We start from the raw sequence: 16,934 nt of genomic DNA, 5'->3' as shown, positions 1-16,934 counted from the left end.
GCTGCTGCTCCTTCGGTTGGTGGTCAGGTCTGGTCGGTGGCGGGCGCGGTCGCTGTGGACGGCACCGGTGCCCGGCGGACGAACAAGGTCCCCACGACGGCGCCGAGGGCGATGACCGTTGCGGTTGCGAAGGCGGCCTGCCCGGCGGACTCGGCCTGGGCGAGGGTGAGCGCGCCGGCGTCGGCGGCGTCGGCACCGATGGTGTAGGCCGAGATGAGCACGGCCCCGCCCGCGGCGCCGGCCAGTTGCTGGATGGTGGTGAAGGCTGCGGTGCCGTGCGGGTAGAGGTCGGCGCGGAGGCCGGCCAGGGCCGTCGTCGTCATGGGTGCCCACATGAGGGCCTGCGATGCGGACATGATCAGGTAGGCGGCCAGGGCGGTCCCGACCGCGGTGTCCTGGTCCACGGTGCTGAGGAACCACAGGGACGCCGTCCAGACGATCGCGCCGGGGATCGCGAGGGGGCGTGGGCCGACGCGGTCGTACACCCGCCCGCCCAGTGCTGAGACCAGCGAGATGGCCGCTCCGCCCGGCACGAGGAACAGGCCGAGCGCGAGCGTGCTCAGGCCGAGGACGCTGGTCAGGATCAGGGGCAGCACGATCAGGCTGCCGAAGCCGATCATGGCGAGCACGAGCATCACCAGCAGGGACAGCGTGAACGACCGGGACCGGAAGACCCGCATGTCCAGCAGGGCGTTGCCGGACCGCTGCAGGGCGATCTGGCGCAGGACGAAGGCCGCGACGCCGGCCACCCCCACCGCGATCGGGATGTAGGGGGCGACGGGCGCGTGCCCGGACACCGACTCACCGATCGACGCCAGTCCGTAGATCAGCGCCCCGAACCCGACCGCGGACAGCGCCAGGGAGAGCACGTCGAGGGTCACCGGCTCGGGCGTGGTGATGTTCTTGAGCTTGAGCGCCCCGAGCACCAGGGCGAGGACGGCGATCGGCAGCATGAGGATGAACAGCCAGCGCCAGCTGAAGACGGACAGCACGACGCCGGACAGCGCGGGGCCGACCGCTGGCGCGACGGCGGGCACGGCCGTGACGATCGCCATCACGGCGCCGCGGCGGGCGACGGGGACCAGCCGCATGGCGGTGGTCATCAGCAGCGGCAGGAAGACGGCGGTCCCGACGGCCTGGATGATCCGGCCGGTGAACAAGACGCCGAAGCCCGGGGCGAGGGCGGCGACCGCCGTCCCGACGGTGAACTGCGACATCGCGACCAGGAAGATCGTGCGTAGGTGGAAGCGACGCATCACGAAGCCGGTGGCGGGGATGAGCACCGCCAGCGTCAGCAGGTAGCCGGTGGTGAGCCACTGACCGGTGGTCGGGGTGATGCCGAGGTCGGTGATCAGGGTGGGGAGCGCGACGCCCAGCATCATCTCGTTGAGCAGGACGGTGAACGTCGAGGCCATGAGCAGGCCGATGATCAGGGCGCTGCCGGGGGCGAGCCGGTCACTGGAGGAGGTCAGCGGTAGGGGCGGCGCGAGGGCAGGTGCCGGAGGGTCTTGGATGGCCATGTCTGTGCTCTCTGTCTTCTGGAAGTTGTGAGGAGGTATCAGCTCGACGTGTGCGCCGCTCCGGCGAGGCGCGGGTCGAGTCCGTACTGGCCGGGCGCGCCGAGGTGGCCGCGCAGGGTGGCCGTTTCGTAGTCCCGGTGGAACACACCGCGCTGCTGCAGCAGCGGCACGACCTGATCGACGAAGGCGTCGATGCCGTCGGCGTAGACGTCGATGGCCAGCGAGAAGCCGTCGCAGGCTCCGGCCTCGAACCACTCCTGCATGTGGTCGGCGACGTCGGCGGCCGTGCCGGGCACGACCGGGTGGTAGTCGATGACGCCGTGGGCCAGGACGTCCCGAAGCGACCAGCCTTCCCGCGCTACCTGCAGGGCGTGGGGTGAGCGCGGGTCTCCGGGGCTGGGCCGCGCCGCGGCCAACTGGGCGGCAGTCAGCGGGTCGTCGAGCTGGTCGGGCGTCAGGCGCAGCCCGAGCATGGCGCCGAGGTAGCCCACCTTCTGGTCGAGGTCGACGACTTCGTCCAGGCGGCGCCGCCGGTCCAGGGCGGCCCGCCGGGACGGCGCGATGCTCGGCATGAAGCCGGCGAACAGCTTGACCTCGTCGGGGTCGCGGCCGACGCTCTCGGCGGCCGCCCGCAGCGCCGTCCGGTGCGCCCGGCCCTCCTCGATGCTGAACGGGTTGGCGTACACGCCGCTGGCGTACCGGGCGGCCACCTCCAGCCCGTTGCCGCCTCCGCCGGCCTGGAAGACCACGGGCTGCCCCTGCTCCGACGGCGGGATGGGCAGCGGACCCCGGGAGGCGACGTGGCGGCCCTGCAGGTTGACCGGCTGGATCTGGCTCGTGTCGGCGAAGCGCTTGCCGTCGACGTCGCGCACCCAGGCGTCGTGCCCCCAGCTCCCCCACAGCGCCTGGACGATCTGGACGACCTCGTGGGCGCGCTCGTACTTCTCGGCACGGGACGGCAGCGTGATGCCGTAGTTGGCGGCCGCTGCCGGGAGCGAGGTGGGGACGGCGTTCCAGCCGGCCCGGCCGTGGCTGGCCACGTCGAGGGCCTTGAACTGGCGGGCGATCGTGTACGGCTCGTTCAGCGTCGTGGACGCCGTCGCCACCAGGCCGATGCGCTGGGTGGCCCGGGCCATCGAGGTGAGCACCACCAGCGGGTCGATGGCGTGGTTCGGGACCGCGCGCTCGATGTCGTTCTCCAGCGCCGGGGTGTCCGCCAGGAAGACCAGCTGGATCTTCCCGCGCTCGGCCGCCTGGGCGTGCCGCGCGAAGACGTCCATGTCGGTGTAGCTCGACGGGTCCACCCCGGGCATGCGCCAGGATCCGGGCTGGGAGCCGTAGCCGTTGGCGATCTGGATGGCCAGGAGCATCTGCGGGGTGGGCACGACGAGTCCTTCGCGATAAGGTGGAGAGCGTCTCCGGTTGACTCATCCGAAGATACGGAGACACTCTCCGCTTTGTCAACGAGGGGTGGTCGGACGTGTCCGAGACAACAGCGGCCCGCGAGCGCAGGCCACGGACGGACGCTCAGCGGAACCGGACGCACATCCTCGACGTCGCCGAGCAGTACTTCGCCGAACACGGCATCACCGGGTCCCTGGATGCCATCGCCAAGCGGGCCGGCGTCGGTCCGGGCACTCTCTACCGGCACTTTCCCAACAGGGAGGCGTTGCTGGACGCACTGCTCGAAGCACGCGCCGACGAGCTGGTGTCCCGTCGCGAGGCCATACGCGCCGGGGTGCGCGACTCGACCGACGCCCTCTCTCAGTGGCTGGACGCTCTGGGCACCTGGGCCACCGCCTTCGACGGGCTCCCCGAGCCCCTGCGGGCCGCGCTGACCGAGGAGACGTCCCCGCTGGCACTCACCTGCCAGGGCTATGTCACCACGACCGACGAGTTCCTCGCCGCCGCCCAGCGCGACGGCGGCGCCCGCCCCGAAGTGCGCGGCAGGGACCTATTCCTGGGCGTTCTCGCCACGAGCTGGGTGGGCGGTGCCGCCATGGCCGACGAGTCCTCGACCGCGGCGCTCAACGCCCTCATGAGGTCCGGCTGGGAAGTGCCCCGGCCCTCCTCCACCTAGCGGATCGCCCCGTAGTGGGGCAGTCCCCGGCGCGACAACGCACGACGCTGGGGTGCGGGCACACCGACTGGCCTAATCACGACGAACTTCTCTGCCGAGCGCTACGGCTGCTGGCTGGGCACATCTCCGGGCACGCCCGGGTCCGCGGGCCTCTCCACCGGGCCCGCTAAAAGAGCGATGACCAAGAGCGCGCCGCCGACGACCGCAAGCGGGCCATAGAAGAGCCAGACGGACCAATTGCGAAAATTATTCGGCCACCACCAGCGAGGGGAGCGAGCCTGGGTCGCTAAGCCCTTCATCGACAGCGGAACAATCGAGTTGTCGTCGGCAACCGAGTCGTAGACATTTCTGGCCCGACGCTCTGCGTTGAGGTATCTGGCGTCGAGGGCTCCAAACGCTATAAGAGTCAGAATGCCGAGCGCGATAAATGGCCAACTCTCGCGCACTAGAGCTACTCCAAATGCTGCGCCAGCGAGCGTGACCGACCAACCCTTCGCTGCGGCCGACGAGCCCGCCATCCGCCCAATGGCTCCCGAGATCAGGTCAAGATGCTTTCGTCGGTCTTCTCGGTCTTGATCGCTGGCGATGTCGTATCCGACAGGCTTGGACGTCGCCACAGCGGCTTCAAGGCTGAAGCGCATCCCATCCAAGTCTGCTGTCGACCACGTGGGGTTCGGCGACGGCCAGAAGTCCTCCACGGCGTCGCTCGCCCATCGAGGCACGACGTGTACGTGCAGATGGTTGACCGTCTGAGTGGCCGCCCGTCCGTTCGACTGGATCACGTTGAGACCCTCGGGCCGCATAGCGTCGCGCGCCGCGCCAGCGACGCGCAGGACCTCCGAGGCGAGATTTCGGGCTGTTCCCTGAGTCAGAGCCCATATGTCGGCGGCGTGATCGTTTGGTACCACCAAGACGTGCCCCCTCGTTGCCGGTTCGTCCGGCAGGAACACAGTGACACCGTGTCCCCGGGAGACGATGCGAGCCGGTGCGTCCCCCGCGATGATGTCGCAGAAGGCGCACTCCGGTTCACGCATGGAACTCATCAGGCGCGCTTGACGGCGCCCGCCACCCAAGACTCGAAATTGTCCCGAATGGTGGCGTACACAGCCTTGCTGTCGGCGCCGCTAGGGTTGTGGAGGGTGACGTGACGACTGAGCGCCTTGCCATCAGCGTCGAAAACCTTGTCGAAGGGGTTATCGCCGTAGGATCCCTTGTTGCCGTTCAGGTCCAGCATCCCGTGCACACGGATGCCGACGAGACGCTTCTTGTCCTGCCACGCCTTCTCGATCTCATACCTGACCCACTTGCGAGAGGCCGTCTCGCCGCCGACCAGCACGACGACGGCGTCCTTGCCCGCCATCTCCTTCGCGATCCAATTCTTGACCGCCTGATCGCCGCCCGCCTTAATCGTTTCCCAACGCTGGGCGCTGACCTCCTCGCGATCCTCCTCGATGGCGCCGATGTTCCGGATGCGCTGACACCGGGTCACGTCACCGTCGTAGTGGAAGCTCAGAAAGACCTTCTTGGCCATGTAGCACGCTCCTGCCGTTGATGCCCAGCTAACCTTTCCCGGATGCTCCCATGTACCGCCGACAGTCTGGGCAAAGCGCCCCGACCGCTCATCGGCATCGAGGGCGTCTGGTAGGCCGATCGGAGTTGTGACCCAGGGCTGCCACCAGCGTGCAACCAGTGCTGTCACGCGAGAAGGCGCACGGACAGGCGCAGTCGATCTTATCCTCGGCCAAGCGGCGTCAGACCTTCTTCGGGGCACCTCGGCCCGCCTCTGAGCTCCCTCCCACCGACAAGATCACGACCTGACACACCTCATGCATTCAGGGCTCTCGTTGCGTCGTGACGGATCGGGGTGACGTCGGCCGGGACGTTGATCCGGAGGGTGACCGGCATGGGCAGACGTCGGAATGCACCGGGGCGCCGAACGACGAGGCAGCAGCCACGGCAGCCGGAAATGCCGCCGTCCTGCGACCTCGGTGCTGATACGGCGGGACCTTCGAGCCTGTATCCCAGCATCGGCGGCGCGCCGCGTCCACGTGCGGGTGGTGCGGTGGGCCGATCGCCGTCAAAGAGACGGGGCGCCTGCCGAAGTGGTGCTCGGCGTCCTGCCGGCAACGAGCGTGGGAGCAGTCCCGAGCGGCCTCCTCGGGGCTCTCGGCAGTTCAGGTCGTCGAGCGACGAGTCGAGACGCCCGTGCCGCTCCCCCCGACCCGCCACGATTGGTCCCGCCTGCTCGGTGAGCTCGTCGTCCAACTCGACACCGGCCGCATCTACAACCGTGACCTCGACGAGCTGTCCGTCGCCCTTGCGGCCGTTGACGCCGCGGTGAACCGCCGGATGTATATCCGCAGCCGTACTGCTCCCCGCCCGCGCTGACCAGGAGGCAAGGGGTGACGTCCGCGCAGCCCCGGGGTGACGTCGACGGATCCGAACGTCACCCCGCTTCCTCACACCGGACGGCGCGGTTCAGCACCTTCCCGGGCGGCCCACCGCTGTTCGGATCGTCGCGTCCAGCCGTCACCAATCGACCGAGGAAAGCGCCTTCTCGGGGTGAGGCGCGACCCGCCCGCCGGTCGCCGTCACCGCCCACCGGGAGAACAGCGTGCGTATCGACCGTGAACCACCGGCTGACGTGAGCAGCGACCGTCTGCTCCTGACTACCGAGGAGGCGGCCGACGTCCTCCGGGTCGGACGCACCACGGTCTACGCCCTGATCAAGGAGGGCGAGTTGCGGCCGGTGCACATAGGCCGCAGCTGCCGGATCTCCCGTGCCGAGCTCGAGCGCTACGTCAGCCGGCTCGACTCTCCCCCACCGGCCGTCCCGGAACGCCCAGGGCGCCGCCGGCCCAGCGTTGTGGACCAGCCGGCGCTGTTCGCCCCGAGCACTGGCCGCCCGTCAGTGGGCTCCTGAACACTGCCCACCACCGACGACGACGGGGACGAGCCATGGCAGGGCGCTCAGCGAACGGTGAGTCGACGATCTACCAGGACGCCGACGGGCGCTGGCACGGATACGTCTCCGTCGGCTTCACCCTCACCGGCAAGCCCGACCGCCGGCACGTCAGCAGCAAGAGCCGCGGCGTTGTGGTCGCGAAGGTCCGAGAACTCGAGCGCAAGCGCGACTCCGGAACGGTCGGCGAGACGTCGACCCCGACAGTCGCCTGGTGGCTCGAGCACTGGCTGACCACCATCGCGCCGCGCCCGGTGCGACAGCGGACGCTGGAGAGGTACGAGTCCGCCGTCCGCAGGCACCTGATCCCCGGCATCGGACGCCACCGCCTCGACCGGTTGCGGCCGGAGCACCTCGACCAGCTCTACACCGCCCTGCTCGACGCCGGCTACTCCCCCGCCAGCGTGGTGCGCCAGCACCGCATCCTGTCTCGCGCGCTCACCGTCGCCCTGCAACGTGGCTACGTCGCCCGCAACGTGGCCAGCCTGGTCGACCCGCCCGCCCAGAAGCAGAGCGACGTCGCTACAGCCCTGGACCTCGGCGAGGCCCGCGCCGTCCTCGAAGCCGCGGCTCATGTGCGCAACTCCGCCCGCTGGACCGTCGCCCTCGCGCTCGGCCTGCGGCAGTCCGAGGCGCTCGCGCTGCAGTGGAAGGACATCGACCCGCTAGCCGGCACCCTCACCGTGCGGCGCAGCATCCACCGGGTCCGCGGCGGCGGGCTGGTCTACGAGGAGCCCAAGACCCGCCGCAGCCAGCGCACACTGGCGCTGCCACTGCCCCTGCTCGACGCACTCCGGGAGCACGAGGCGGCCCAGCTCGGCGAGCGGATGCTGGCCGGCTCGGAGTGGCACGACGAAGACCTGGTTTTCGCCCAGGTCAACGGCCGGCCGATCGACAAGAAGACCGACTACGACGACTGGACGCGGCTACTGCAGCAGGCCGGGGTCCGGCACGTCCGGCTGCACGACGGTCGGCACACCGCAGCCACCCTGCTGCTGAGCGAGAACGTGCACCCGCGGGTGGTCATGGAGCTGCTCGGCCACAGCCAGATGCGCACGACGATGGACATCTACAGCCACGTCATGCCGGCGCTCGCGCGCGAGGCAGCCGACCGGAGGGCGCCCTGCTGCTGCCAGGTAAGGGCGGGCGAACTGCAACCACAACTGCAACCAGAGACGACTCAGGCCGCTCCCCCGAAGGGGAACGGCCTGGTCATCGGGGTGGAGCTGAGGGGACTCGAACCCCTGACCCCCACACTGCCAGTGTGGTGCGCTACCAGCTGCGCCACAGCCCCGATCCCGGCCCGGCGACTTCCTCCGGGCCGGGAACGACTGTACAGGGCCGGGCGGCGGGGCCGACGGAGGGGGTCGGCGCGGTGTACCGCGTGGCGGGCCGCGTTCAGCCCTGCGTCATCTGGGCGACGCGGATGTGGTTGCCGAACGGGTCACGGAGGCCGAAGTCGATGCCGTACGGCTGCTCGACCGGGTCCTCGGTGATCTCGACGCCGCGCTCCTTCAGCTCGGCGTGGGTCTTCCACGCGTCGTCGCAGGCGAAGAAGAGGTGACCACCGGCCGCCCCCTTGCTCACCAGCTCGCGCACCTGCGCGGCCGTCTCCTCGCTCATCGCCGGGGGCCCGGGCTTCTCCAGCAGCACCGCCCGCCCGGGATCGCCGGGCAGCGCGACGGTGAGGAAACGCATGGGCCCGAAGTGCATGTCGGTCTGCACCTCGAACCCGAGCTTCCCGACGTAGAAGTCGAGGGCGGCGTCCTGGTCGGGGACGTAGATCTGGGTGATGGAGATGGTCGTCAGCATGGGCTGGACGCTAGGGAGCCGTCGCCGGCGACCGCTTCTCCGAAAATGCTCGATCCGTCGCCGGCCGGGCCCACGCCATCGCGAAGCAGGTGGGCACCGGCGGGAGCGGCCCGCGCCGGCGATGGGCGCTCGGCGACTCCCCCACGATGTCGCGGAAGACGCGGCTGAAGGTGCCCAGGCTCGAGAACCCGACGTCCATGCAGATCTCGGTCACGCTGCGGTCGGTGGCGCGCAGCAGGAACATCGCCCGCTCCACCCGTCGCCGCTGCAGGTAGCGGTGCGGGGTCTCCCCGAACGCCGCCCGGAAGGTGCGGATGAAGTGGGCCGGTGAGACGTGGGCCAGGCGGGCCAGCGTCGGGACGTCCAGCGGCTCGGCGTAGTCGCGGTCCATGGCGTCCCGCGCGCGCAGCAGCCGCCGGTTGGTGTCCTCGACGGCGTCGGCCACGCCGCGATCAGACCACGGCCGCCCGTGGTTCAGACGTGGACGCCGCGCGCGGCCAGCCACGCGATCGGATCCACCCGCTTGCCCTCCAGGCCACCCTTGTGCACCTCGAAGTGCAGGTGCGGCCCCGTCGACTGCCCGCGGTTGCCCAGCAGCGCGATGGTCTCCCCCGCCTCCACGTACTGGCCCGGCTCCACGAGGATCTTGTCCATGTGGCCGTAGACGGTGACGTCGCCGTTCTCGTGGAGGATGTAGACCGCCAGGCCGAAGCCGCTGGCCGATCCTGCGCGCAGCACCACGCCGTCGACGGCGGCGTACTCGGGGGTGCGCATGGGGGCCGCGAGGTCGATGCCGTAGTGGAAGGTCCCCCACCGGCTGCCGTAGCCGCTGGTCAGCCGGGCGCCGGCGACCGGCAGGACAGCCTTGGGTCGCGCGGCCTCCGCAGCGGCGGCCGCTGCGGCCGCTGCGGCCTCCTCGGCCGCCTGCCGCTCGGCGCGCGAGGCGGCGACCTCCTCGAGACGCGCCTGCGCCTCGGCGACGGTGATCGAGGCCTGCGGCAGCACCTCGACACGCTCCTCGGCCGTCAGCAGCGAGGTCTGGGCGGCGAGCACGGAGGTGGCTTCGGCCGCGGGGGCGCCCTGCAGGCTCACCCCGGCCGCGACGACGCCGCCGAGGAGGAGCGACCCCAGCAGCAGCGCCGGGCTGCGCCGGGCCTGCGCGCGGGGTGCGCGCCGGCGGCCACGGCCGCCGGCCGCTCTATCGGCTCGAGGCCGCACCGCCGCCAGCAGCTCCGTGCGGGCCTCCGGGCCGATACCAGCGTCCATGCACCCTGTCCGTCTCGCGTTCCTGGATGTGCGCGCCCCCGATCGGGCACCTCCATCGAAACACTCCGTGACGCATCCGTGACCAGGCGTTCGGCGCGTCGTCCGCGACACGCCGCGACGAGCCGCACCACACGCCCCGGGCGCCACAGCAGCCCCGTTTTCGAGTGACAACCGTGTGATTCGACCCCGGGCGCGAGGACGGATCAGTGATCGGCGATCATGGACGCCCACGGCACACTGCCAGCAGTTTGCGCCGCGCCGGAAACGGGCATTGCCTCCTTCTGGCGTGAAGCATCCGCGCCGCCCCGGTGCGCACCGCTCCCGCTACGCGGCGCCCGGCCTTGCGCGGCACCGAGTTTCACCCGTGTACTGCTGATCCACCCGCCCCCGGAACCGGGGCGGGTCGCATCCGCCGCGCTACGGACCGAGAAGGAGGGACGCGATGTCACAGGCCGAGCTCCTGCACCTGCAGACGACCGCCGGGACGGCGGCGGCCGGGCATCCAGCGCCCGCCCTCGTGCCCGATCCCGGCGCCCCGAACGTGGTGGCGGCAGCCGACATCCACCCGCTGACCGACGCCACCCTGCCGCTCCACGAGGCCCAGCTCAGCGTGCCGACCTACGACCGGTCGGCGCTCACCCCGGCGGTCGTCCACTTCAGCGTCGGCGGCTTCCACCGCGCCCACCAGCTGCTCTACTTCGACGAGCTCGCCGAGCGACGGATCAGCGACGACTGGGGCGTCGTCGGTGTCGGGCTGCACAGCCGCACGATGAAGGACGCCCTGGCCCCGCAGGACCACCTCTACACGGTCGTCGAGCGCAGCCCCGACGGCGAGCGCGCCCGCGTCGTCGGCGTCATGGTCGGCTACCACTTCGCACCCGACGACCCCGTCGCCGTGCTGGACCTGCTCACCGACGAGCGCACGCGCATGGTGTCGCTCACCATCACCGACAGCGGCTACCGGCTCGACCCCCGGACCGGGCTCTTCGACGCCGACGATCCCGACATCCGGTGGGACGTGCGTCGGCCCACCTCCCCCCGCACGGTCTTCGGCTACCTCGTGGAGGCGCTCGACCGCCGCCGGCGGGCCGGTCTCGAGCCGTTCTCCGTGGTCTCCTGCGACAACATGCACCGCAACGGCGACGCCGCCCGGGCGGCCGTGGTCGGGTTCGCCCAGTTGCGCGACGAGGTGCTGGCCCGCTGGATCGCCGACCGCGTGGCCTTCCCCAGCAGCATGGTCGACCGGATCACACCGCACACCAGCCCCGAGGAACGGGCCGCGGTGGCGCAGCGCTACGGCGTGGACGACCGGTGGCCGGTCATCACCGAGCCGTTCTCGCAGTGGGTGATCGAGGACAACTTCTCCGCCGGCCGGCCTCCGCTGGACGCCGTCGGCGTGCGGTTCGTCCCCGACGTGGGCCGCTACGAGCTGATGAAGACCCGGCTGCTCAACGCCAGCCACTGCGCCCTGGGCTACCTGGGCTCGCTCGCCGGGCACGCGAGCCTGGACGAGGTGATGGCCGACCCGGTGTTCGCCGGCTACGTGACCCGGCTCATGGACGACGAGGTCACTCCCCTGCTGCCGCCGCCCGACGGCATCGACCTCGCCGAGTACAAGCGCACGCTGCTCCAGCGCTTCGCCAACCCGGCGATCGCCGACGGCCTCCCCCGGCTGTGCCGCCGCGGCTCGACCAAGATGCCGCACCACCTGCTGCCGTCCCTGCGCCAGGCGCTCGCGGAAGGGCGGCCGCACGGCCTGCTCACCCTCGCCGTCGCCGGCTGGTTCCGGTTCCTGCGGGGCACCGACGAGGCCGGCCGGCCGCTCACCGTCGAGGACGCGCTCGCCGAGCGCCTGCAGTCGCTGGCCCGCGCCGGGGGCGACGACCCGCGGCCGCTCCTGGGCGAGACCGCGCTGTTCGGGGACCTCGGGGAGGACTCCGCGTTCGTGGCCGAGCTGCGGGAGGTACTGACCGCCCTCGACCGCGACGGGGTCCGGGCCACCGTGGCCGCCCGGACACCCGGACCCGCGGGTCTGCCGCGGTGACCGGCGCCTCCTCCTCCACCCCGTCCCCGAAGGGAGCCCAGCTGGTGCCGACCGTTCCGCCGACGCTGATCGAGCGGGTGCAATACCTGCTCTGCGACGCCGACGGCAACCTCTTCCCCTCCGAGGAGCCGGCGTTCGAGGCCTCCGCCGAGGTCACCAACGCCTTCCTCGCCTCCGTCGGCGTCGACCGCCGGTACGGCGCCGACGAGCTGCGCCACGCGGCCACCGGCATGAACTTCCGGTCGACCGCGCTGGCGCTCGCCGCCGGGGCGGGCATCACGGACGTCGACGTCGAGCCCTGGGTCGCCGAGGAGCGGCGGGCGGTGACCGAGCACCTCGGTGCCACGCTGCGACCGCACGAGCCGACCCTGGCGGCGCTGAAGGCGCTGGCCGGCCGGCTGGAGCTCGCCGCGGTCAGCTCCAGCGCGCTGTCCCGGCTGGCCGCGTGCTTCACCGCCACCGGGCTGGACGAGCTGATCCCGCCCGCGCGCCGGTACAGCGCCGAGGACTCGCTCCCCGTCCCGACCAGCAAGCCCGACCCGGCCGTCTACCGCCATGCCTGCGCGGCCCTGGGCATCGCTCCCGAGCAGGGGCTCGCGGTGGAGGACGCCGTCGCCGGGGTCCGATCGGCCGTGGGTGCCGGCTGCCCCACGGTCGGCAACCTGCTCTTCGTGCTCCCCCACGAGCGCGCGGCGCGCGCCGAGGCCCTCCTGGCGGCCGGCGCGCTGACCGTCGTCGAGTCCTGGCAGGAGCTGGCCGACCTCGTCCTCCCGGTGCTGGCCGGCGGACCGACGACCGGCGACGCGCTGACGGGAGCGGCCCGGTGAACATCGTCTACGTCGCCTTCCGGGGGCACTTCTCCGACAGTCCGCGCGCCCTCTACGAGGCCCTCCTCGAGCGGGGGGTCGAGGCCACCCACACGTGGCTGTCGGCACCGCACACCCAGGCCACCTTCCCGGCCGACGTCGAGACGCTGACGTTCGGCAGCCCCGAGTCGATCGCCGCGCTGGAGGGGGCCGACCTGGTCATCTCCAACGACCACATCCCGCTGGACTGGCAGAAGCGGCCGGGCACGACGTACCTCCAGACCTGGCACGGCACGATGCTCAAGCGCATCCACAACGACGTGCTGTGGGCGCCGGAGGGCCGGCTGGCCTACCTGGACCAGGACATCGCCCGCTGGAACCTGCTGCTGTCACCGAACGCGGTCACCACCGAGCGGCTGCGCAAGGCCTTCGGCTTCACCGGTCCGATCCACGAGACGGGCCTGCCGCGCAACGACCTGCTCTGCAGCCCACGGCGCGAGGAGCTGCGCACGCAGGTGCGCGCCGACCTCGGCATCGAGCCGGGCCAGACGGCGGTGCTCTACACGCCGACCTGGCGCGACGACCTGGTGTTCGAGAAGGCGGCGTCGAAGGATTTCGAGTTCGCCATCGACCTGGAGGACTTCTCCGCGCGCCTCGGCGAGGACCACGTGCTGCTGCTGCGGCTGCACAACATGGTCATGGACCGGCTGGAGATCGTCGACGGGTCCGCGGTGCGCGACGTGTGCAACCACCCGGACATCCGCGACCTGTACCTGGCGGCGGACCTGATGGTGACCGACTACTCGTCGACGATGTTCGACTTCGCGATCACCGGCCGGCCGCTGCTGTTCTACACCTACGACCTGGAGAACTACCGCGACCAGCTGCGCGGCTTCTACTTCGACCTGGAGGACGTCGCCCCGGGCCCGCTGGTGCGCGACAGCCGCGAGCTGGTCTCGGCGATCGCCGACGTCGACGGCATCAGGTGGGAGTACGCCGAGCGCTACGCCCGTTTCCAGGAGATGTTCTGCCACCTCGAGGACGGCGCGGCCGCGCAGCGCGTCCTCGACCTGCTCCTCCCGGGCGCACCCGCGTCCGGGCACACCACCAGCACCACCCCTGAGGGAGATGATGTCCGTGCGGACCGGTGACCACGTCCTCAACGCTGTCCGTCGGGGCAGCTCGCCCTCCGCCACCCGCACCACGGGTCGGCGCCCGCTGACGTCGTCGGTGCAGGTCGTCATCCTGGCCGCGGGCATGGGCACCCGGCTCGGGCGGCAGGACCCCAAGCCGCTGACCCGGCTCGACGACGGGCGCAGCATCATGCAGCGCCAGCTCGACGGCCTGCGTGCCGTCCTCGGCGCCGACGTGTCGATCACCGCGGTGGTCGGCTACCGCAGCAAGCGGATCATGAAGGCTGCCCCGGACCTGCTGTTCACGTACAACCCCGACTTCGCGGTGACCAACACGTCGAAGAGCCTGTTGCGCGGGCTGCGCACGACCCGCGAGGGCGGCGTGCTGTGGCTCAACGGGGACGTCGTCTTCGACCCGGCCGTGCTCGAGGCGACCCTGCCGAGCATCGCGGCGGACGAGAGCTTCGTCTGCGTCGACACCAGCACCGTCGCCGAGGAGGAGGTCAAGTACACCCTCGACGACGACGGCTGCATCCGCGAGCTCTCCAAGATCGTCCGCGGCGGCCTCGGCGAGGCGGTGGGGATCAACTACGTCTCCTCGACCGACAAGGCCACGCTGATCGAGCACCTCGAGAGCTGCTCGCACGAGGACTACTTCGAGCGGGGCATCGAGACGGCGATCGCCGAGCGCGGCATGCGTGTGCGGCCGGTCGACATCTCGCAGTACGCCGCGGTCGAGGTGGACTTCGAGGGCGACCTGCAGCGGGCGAACACCCTGTTCGGCGGCGGTGCGCCGAACATCGTCGCCGACATCGCCTGATCCGCGCGGGAACCGCCGTCAGGCCGCCGGCAACGGAAGGCCGGCGGCGGTTCCCGCGGGCGGGGCCGGGGTCTCCCGGAAGCGGCGCACCGCCGCGATGCCACCGACGAGCAGCCCCGCACCGAGGGTGGCCAGCACCCCCACCGCCAGCCGCGCCAGCGGCTCCGGCCCGGCGGAGAGCACGTTCGCCGACCAGAGCACGTCGACGTCGGGCAGACCCTGCACCAGCAGCAGCCAGCCGGTGACGACCGCCAGCAGCCCGGTCAGCGCACCCCGGCCCCGCCGCGCGGCCCGCAGCCCGAGGACGGCGCACAGCAGCGTGGCCGAGGCGGGCAGCAGCGCCGAGATGACGGCGCCCGTGTGCGAGCCCGCGGTCACCGGGGGCTCGGGGGTGGCCGCCGCGTGCCACAGCGACGCCAGGGCGCCCAGGGCGAGCAGGGCGCCCAGCGGGAGGGGCGTGCGCGCCAGCAGCCCGGCGGCCACCGCGGTGAGCAGCAGCGCGGACACGAGCGGCCACACGACCCACGGCGACGGCGGCGGGCTCCAGGTCAGCACGCCGGCGATCTCCGCCTCGGTGGCGCCGTGCCGGACGGGCACGACCCACTCCGAGACCACGTGCTCGCGGGTGGGGTCGGCCGCGACCTGTGGCGGGAGGACGCCCTCGCTCATCCAGTGCGTGCGGTGGTCGTGCCAGACGTAGTGCGGTTGGGTCGAGATCTGCTCCCACGCGGGCGCGGCGTCGGCGTCGGCGGAGGCCGGCAGCGCGGTCCGCCCGTACCGGTCGAGGTTGATGTAGGTCGCCGGGCTGTGCGCGTTGCGCCACACGCCGTCGGGGCCGATCCGCAGGTAGGGCTCGTCCGAGTACCCGGGAACCAGCACCTCGACGTCCGAGGTGTTCACCAGCTCCAGTTCGTCACCGAACTGCAGCGACCGCACGCTCACCCCCGGCAGCTGAGGAGTCACCGACAGCACGCGGGCGTCGAAGTCGCTCCCCGCCGCACCGCCCCCGACGTGCGCCGACGATGGCCCGGCCAGGGCCAGCAACGCCAGCACGGCGACCAGGACGGTCAGCAGCCGGCCGGGCCCCCGGCTCACGCGCCCGCCACCGCCTGGAGGTCCGCGGCGATGTCCTGCGGGGTGTTGCCCGCGTCGAAGGCGACGTGCGCCTCGTCGTCGGCGCCGTACAGCAGCAGCAGCGTCGAGTGCAGCCGTCCGTTGTCCTCGGCCTGCGGCACCCCGGCCGCCAGCTGGGCCTGGTCGATGCTGTCCTGGTCGCCGGTGAGGCCGATGAACGGGGTGGGCAGGTCGGCGTCGAACCGGCCCAGGTACTCCCCGAGCACCTCGGGGGTGTCGGTCGCCGGGTCGGTGGTCACGAAGACCACCTGGACCTGCTCGGCCAGCTGCGGGTCCAGCCCGCGCAGCGCCACCGCGACGTCGGCCATGGTCGTGGGGCAGACGTCGGGGCAGTTGGTGAAGCCGAAGAACAGCAACGTCGGCCGGCCCGACGTGGCCGCCTTGAAGTCGTACTCGGCGCCGGTCGTGTCCGTGAGGGTGAAGGACGGGCGGCGGTACGCCTCGTTCAGGTCCAGCCCGGCGTACCGGTCGTCGGGGGCCTCCACCACGGCCGGCGCACCCGCGGAGTGGTCGTGCTCCTCGGCGGCGTCGTCCGCCGAGCCCCCGCAGCCGGCCAGCAGCAGGCCCGTGGTGAGCAGCAGCGCCGGCGCGACCCGGCGGGGACGTCGAACGGCGGATGTCACGAGGACACGGTACGTCGGGAGGCCCGCACGCCGAGGACGACACCGGCGAGCGCGACGAGCAGCGCGAGGATCGACACGAAGAGCGCGATCGCGCCCGGGTCGCCGCCGGTGTGCCCTGCGGCCTCGTCGCCGGTGTGCCCCGCGGTCTCGTCGCCGGCGCCGTGCCCCGTCTGCTCGCCCTCGGCGGCCAGCGACAGCACCGGGGCCGGGCGCTCGGGCTCGTCCTGCCCGTCGACCGTGGGCTCGATCCACGCCGATTCGCTACCGTCGCTGTAACTCTGCACCGCCGGGAAGCTGAGCTGCTCGGCCTCCGGGAACGGTCCGCCGGAGAGGGCGAACTCCTGGAACTGGCCGGGCGCGATGCCGGCGCCGTCGGTGGCGCGGTACTCCACCACCGAGACGTACGAGCTGATCTGCCGGCCGTGCACCTCGACCGGCTCGGCCAGTTCGGCGGTCGTCATCGTCACCGTCCAGCCCGGCACCGGCTGCGCCCGGAGGGAGCCCATCGCGGCCTCCTCGGGGATCTGGATCCGCAGGGCGACGGTGCTGGCGGTGTCGCTCTCGTTCGGCACGCGGAAGGTGAGCTTGCCGTACCCGCCGGGCTCCGCGTCGGCGGAGGAGACGGTGACGTGGGCGGACGCGGCGGTCGCGAGGCCCACGGCCGCCACCAGAGCGGTCAGGGTGGCCAGCAGCAGGACGGCGAGCCGGGCGAGCGGACGGGGCAGGGACACAGG

Annotated in this window: 16 protein-coding genes, 1 tRNA gene and 1 pseudogene; 7 read left to right on the top strand and 11 right to left on the bottom strand. The window is 71.8% G+C overall.

Features of this window, described 5'->3' with window-relative positions; all coding sequences use genetic code 11:
- Positions 1-23 precede the first annotated feature (23 nt).
- A complete protein-coding gene (locus ACI79K_RS02950) occupies positions 24-1,520 on the bottom strand; it encodes a DHA2 family efflux MFS transporter permease subunit (RefSeq protein WP_456598927.1) in 1,497 nt (498 codons plus the stop codon).
- 38 nt (positions 1,521-1,558) lie between these two features.
- Positions 1,559-2,905, bottom strand: a complete 1,347-nt coding sequence (locus ACI79K_RS02945) for an NtaA/DmoA family FMN-dependent monooxygenase (RefSeq protein ID WP_456598926.1) — start codon at positions 2,903-2,905, stop codon at positions 1,559-1,561.
- Positions 2,906-3,000: 95 nt separating this feature from the next.
- On the opposite strand from ACI79K_RS02945, the gene ACI79K_RS02940 reads away from it, so the two are divergent.
- Positions 3,001-3,600 (top strand): TetR/AcrR family transcriptional regulator, encoded by a 600-nt coding sequence (locus ACI79K_RS02940; protein WP_456598925.1) that lies wholly within the window; start codon positions 3,001-3,003, stop codon positions 3,598-3,600.
- Positions 3,601-3,701: 101 nt separating this feature from the next.
- Here the strand turns inward: ACI79K_RS02940 and ACI79K_RS02935 are convergent, their stop codons facing one another.
- Both ACI79K_RS02935 and ACI79K_RS02930 read right to left on the bottom strand, forming a co-directional pair.
- Positions 3,702-4,634 carry an HIT family protein gene (locus tag ACI79K_RS02935; protein WP_456598924.1) on the bottom strand — a complete coding sequence of 311 codons (933 nt, stop codon included), beginning with the start codon at positions 4,632-4,634 and terminating at the stop codon, positions 3,702-3,704.
- Between the two features lie 8 nt (positions 4,635-4,642).
- The gene (locus ACI79K_RS02930; protein WP_456598923.1) at positions 4,643-5,131 is read right to left on the bottom strand and encodes a TIR domain-containing protein; all 489 of its coding nucleotides are present in this window, start codon (positions 5,129-5,131) and stop codon (positions 4,643-4,645) included.
- A gap of 1,113 nt (positions 5,132-6,244) precedes the next feature.
- Here ACI79K_RS02930 and ACI79K_RS02925 point away from each other — a divergent pair.
- The gene (locus ACI79K_RS02925) at positions 6,245-6,523 is read left to right on the top strand and encodes a helix-turn-helix domain-containing protein (protein WP_456598922.1); all 279 of its coding nucleotides are present in this window, start codon (positions 6,245-6,247) and stop codon (positions 6,521-6,523) included.
- Positions 6,524-6,558: 35 nt separating this feature from the next.
- A pseudogene (locus tag ACI79K_RS02920) lies at positions 6,559-7,584 on the top strand (tyrosine-type recombinase/integrase); the annotation flags it as partial.
- Between the two features lie 199 nt (positions 7,585-7,783).
- Here ACI79K_RS02920 and ACI79K_RS02915 read toward each other — a convergent pair.
- The 4 genes from ACI79K_RS02915 to ACI79K_RS02900 form a co-directional block, all read right to left on the bottom strand.
- Positions 7,784-7,856 (bottom strand) — tRNA-Ala (locus tag ACI79K_RS02915).
- Between the two features lie 104 nt (positions 7,857-7,960).
- Entirely contained in the window at positions 7,961-8,374 is a 414-nt protein-coding gene (locus ACI79K_RS02910; protein WP_456587419.1) for a VOC family protein, read from the bottom strand.
- Positions 8,375-8,384: 10 nt separating this feature from the next.
- On the bottom strand, positions 8,385-8,819 hold the full coding sequence (locus ACI79K_RS02905; protein ID WP_456598921.1) for a helix-turn-helix domain-containing protein: 435 nt from the start codon (positions 8,817-8,819) through the stop codon (positions 8,385-8,387).
- Positions 8,820-8,848: 29 nt separating this feature from the next.
- Positions 8,849-9,640, bottom strand: coding sequence for a M23 family metallopeptidase (locus ACI79K_RS02900; protein WP_456598920.1), 792 nt, complete (start codon positions 9,638-9,640; stop codon positions 8,849-8,851).
- Between the two features lie 442 nt (positions 9,641-10,082).
- Here ACI79K_RS02900 and ACI79K_RS02895 point away from each other — a divergent pair, with 442 nt between their 5' ends.
- The 4 genes from ACI79K_RS02895 to ACI79K_RS02880 are packed head-to-tail and all read left to right on the top strand — an operon-like array spanning position 10,083 to position 14,443.
- Positions 10,083-11,684, top strand: a complete 1,602-nt coding sequence (locus ACI79K_RS02895) for a mannitol dehydrogenase family protein (protein ID WP_456598919.1) — start codon at positions 10,083-10,085, stop codon at positions 11,682-11,684.
- A gap of 44 nt (positions 11,685-11,728) precedes the next feature.
- Positions 11,729-12,511 (top strand): HAD family hydrolase, encoded by a 783-nt coding sequence (locus ACI79K_RS02890; RefSeq protein WP_456598918.1) that lies wholly within the window; start codon positions 11,729-11,731, stop codon positions 12,509-12,511.
- The gene (locus tag ACI79K_RS02885; RefSeq protein WP_456598917.1) at positions 12,508-13,641 is read left to right on the top strand and encodes a CDP-glycerol glycerophosphotransferase family protein; all 1,134 of its coding nucleotides are present in this window, start codon (positions 12,508-12,510) and stop codon (positions 13,639-13,641) included. The genes ACI79K_RS02890 and ACI79K_RS02885 overlap by 4 nt, the downstream gene beginning before the upstream one ends.
- Positions 13,628-14,443 carry a phosphocholine cytidylyltransferase family protein gene (locus ACI79K_RS02880; protein WP_456596796.1) on the top strand — a complete coding sequence of 272 codons (816 nt, stop codon included), beginning with the start codon at positions 13,628-13,630 and terminating at the stop codon, positions 14,441-14,443. The genes ACI79K_RS02885 and ACI79K_RS02880 overlap by 14 nt, the downstream gene beginning before the upstream one ends.
- An 18-nt stretch (positions 14,444-14,461) precedes the next feature.
- Here ACI79K_RS02880 and ACI79K_RS02875 read toward each other — a convergent pair whose 3' ends face one another.
- The 3 genes from ACI79K_RS02875 to ACI79K_RS02865 are packed head-to-tail and all read right to left on the bottom strand — an operon-like array spanning position 14,462 to position 16,931.
- Positions 14,462-15,538 carry a hypothetical protein gene (locus tag ACI79K_RS02875; protein WP_456598916.1) on the bottom strand — a complete coding sequence of 359 codons (1,077 nt, stop codon included), beginning with the start codon at positions 15,536-15,538 and terminating at the stop codon, positions 14,462-14,464.
- Positions 15,535-16,200 carry an SCO family protein gene (locus ACI79K_RS02870; protein ID WP_456598915.1) on the bottom strand — a complete coding sequence of 222 codons (666 nt, stop codon included), beginning with the start codon at positions 16,198-16,200 and terminating at the stop codon, positions 15,535-15,537. Before ACI79K_RS02870 ends, ACI79K_RS02875 begins: the two co-directional genes overlap by 4 nt.
- Complete coding sequence (locus ACI79K_RS02865; RefSeq protein ID WP_456598914.1) at positions 16,197-16,931, bottom strand: YcnI family copper-binding membrane protein; 735 nt, start codon at positions 16,929-16,931, stop codon at positions 16,197-16,199. Before ACI79K_RS02865 ends, ACI79K_RS02870 begins: the two co-directional genes overlap by 4 nt.
- Positions 16,932-16,934: the final 3 nt, after the last annotated feature.

The organism is Blastococcus sp. SYSU DS0616, assembly GCF_054051015.1.
This window is presented reverse-complemented; position numbering and strand designations above follow the sequence as displayed.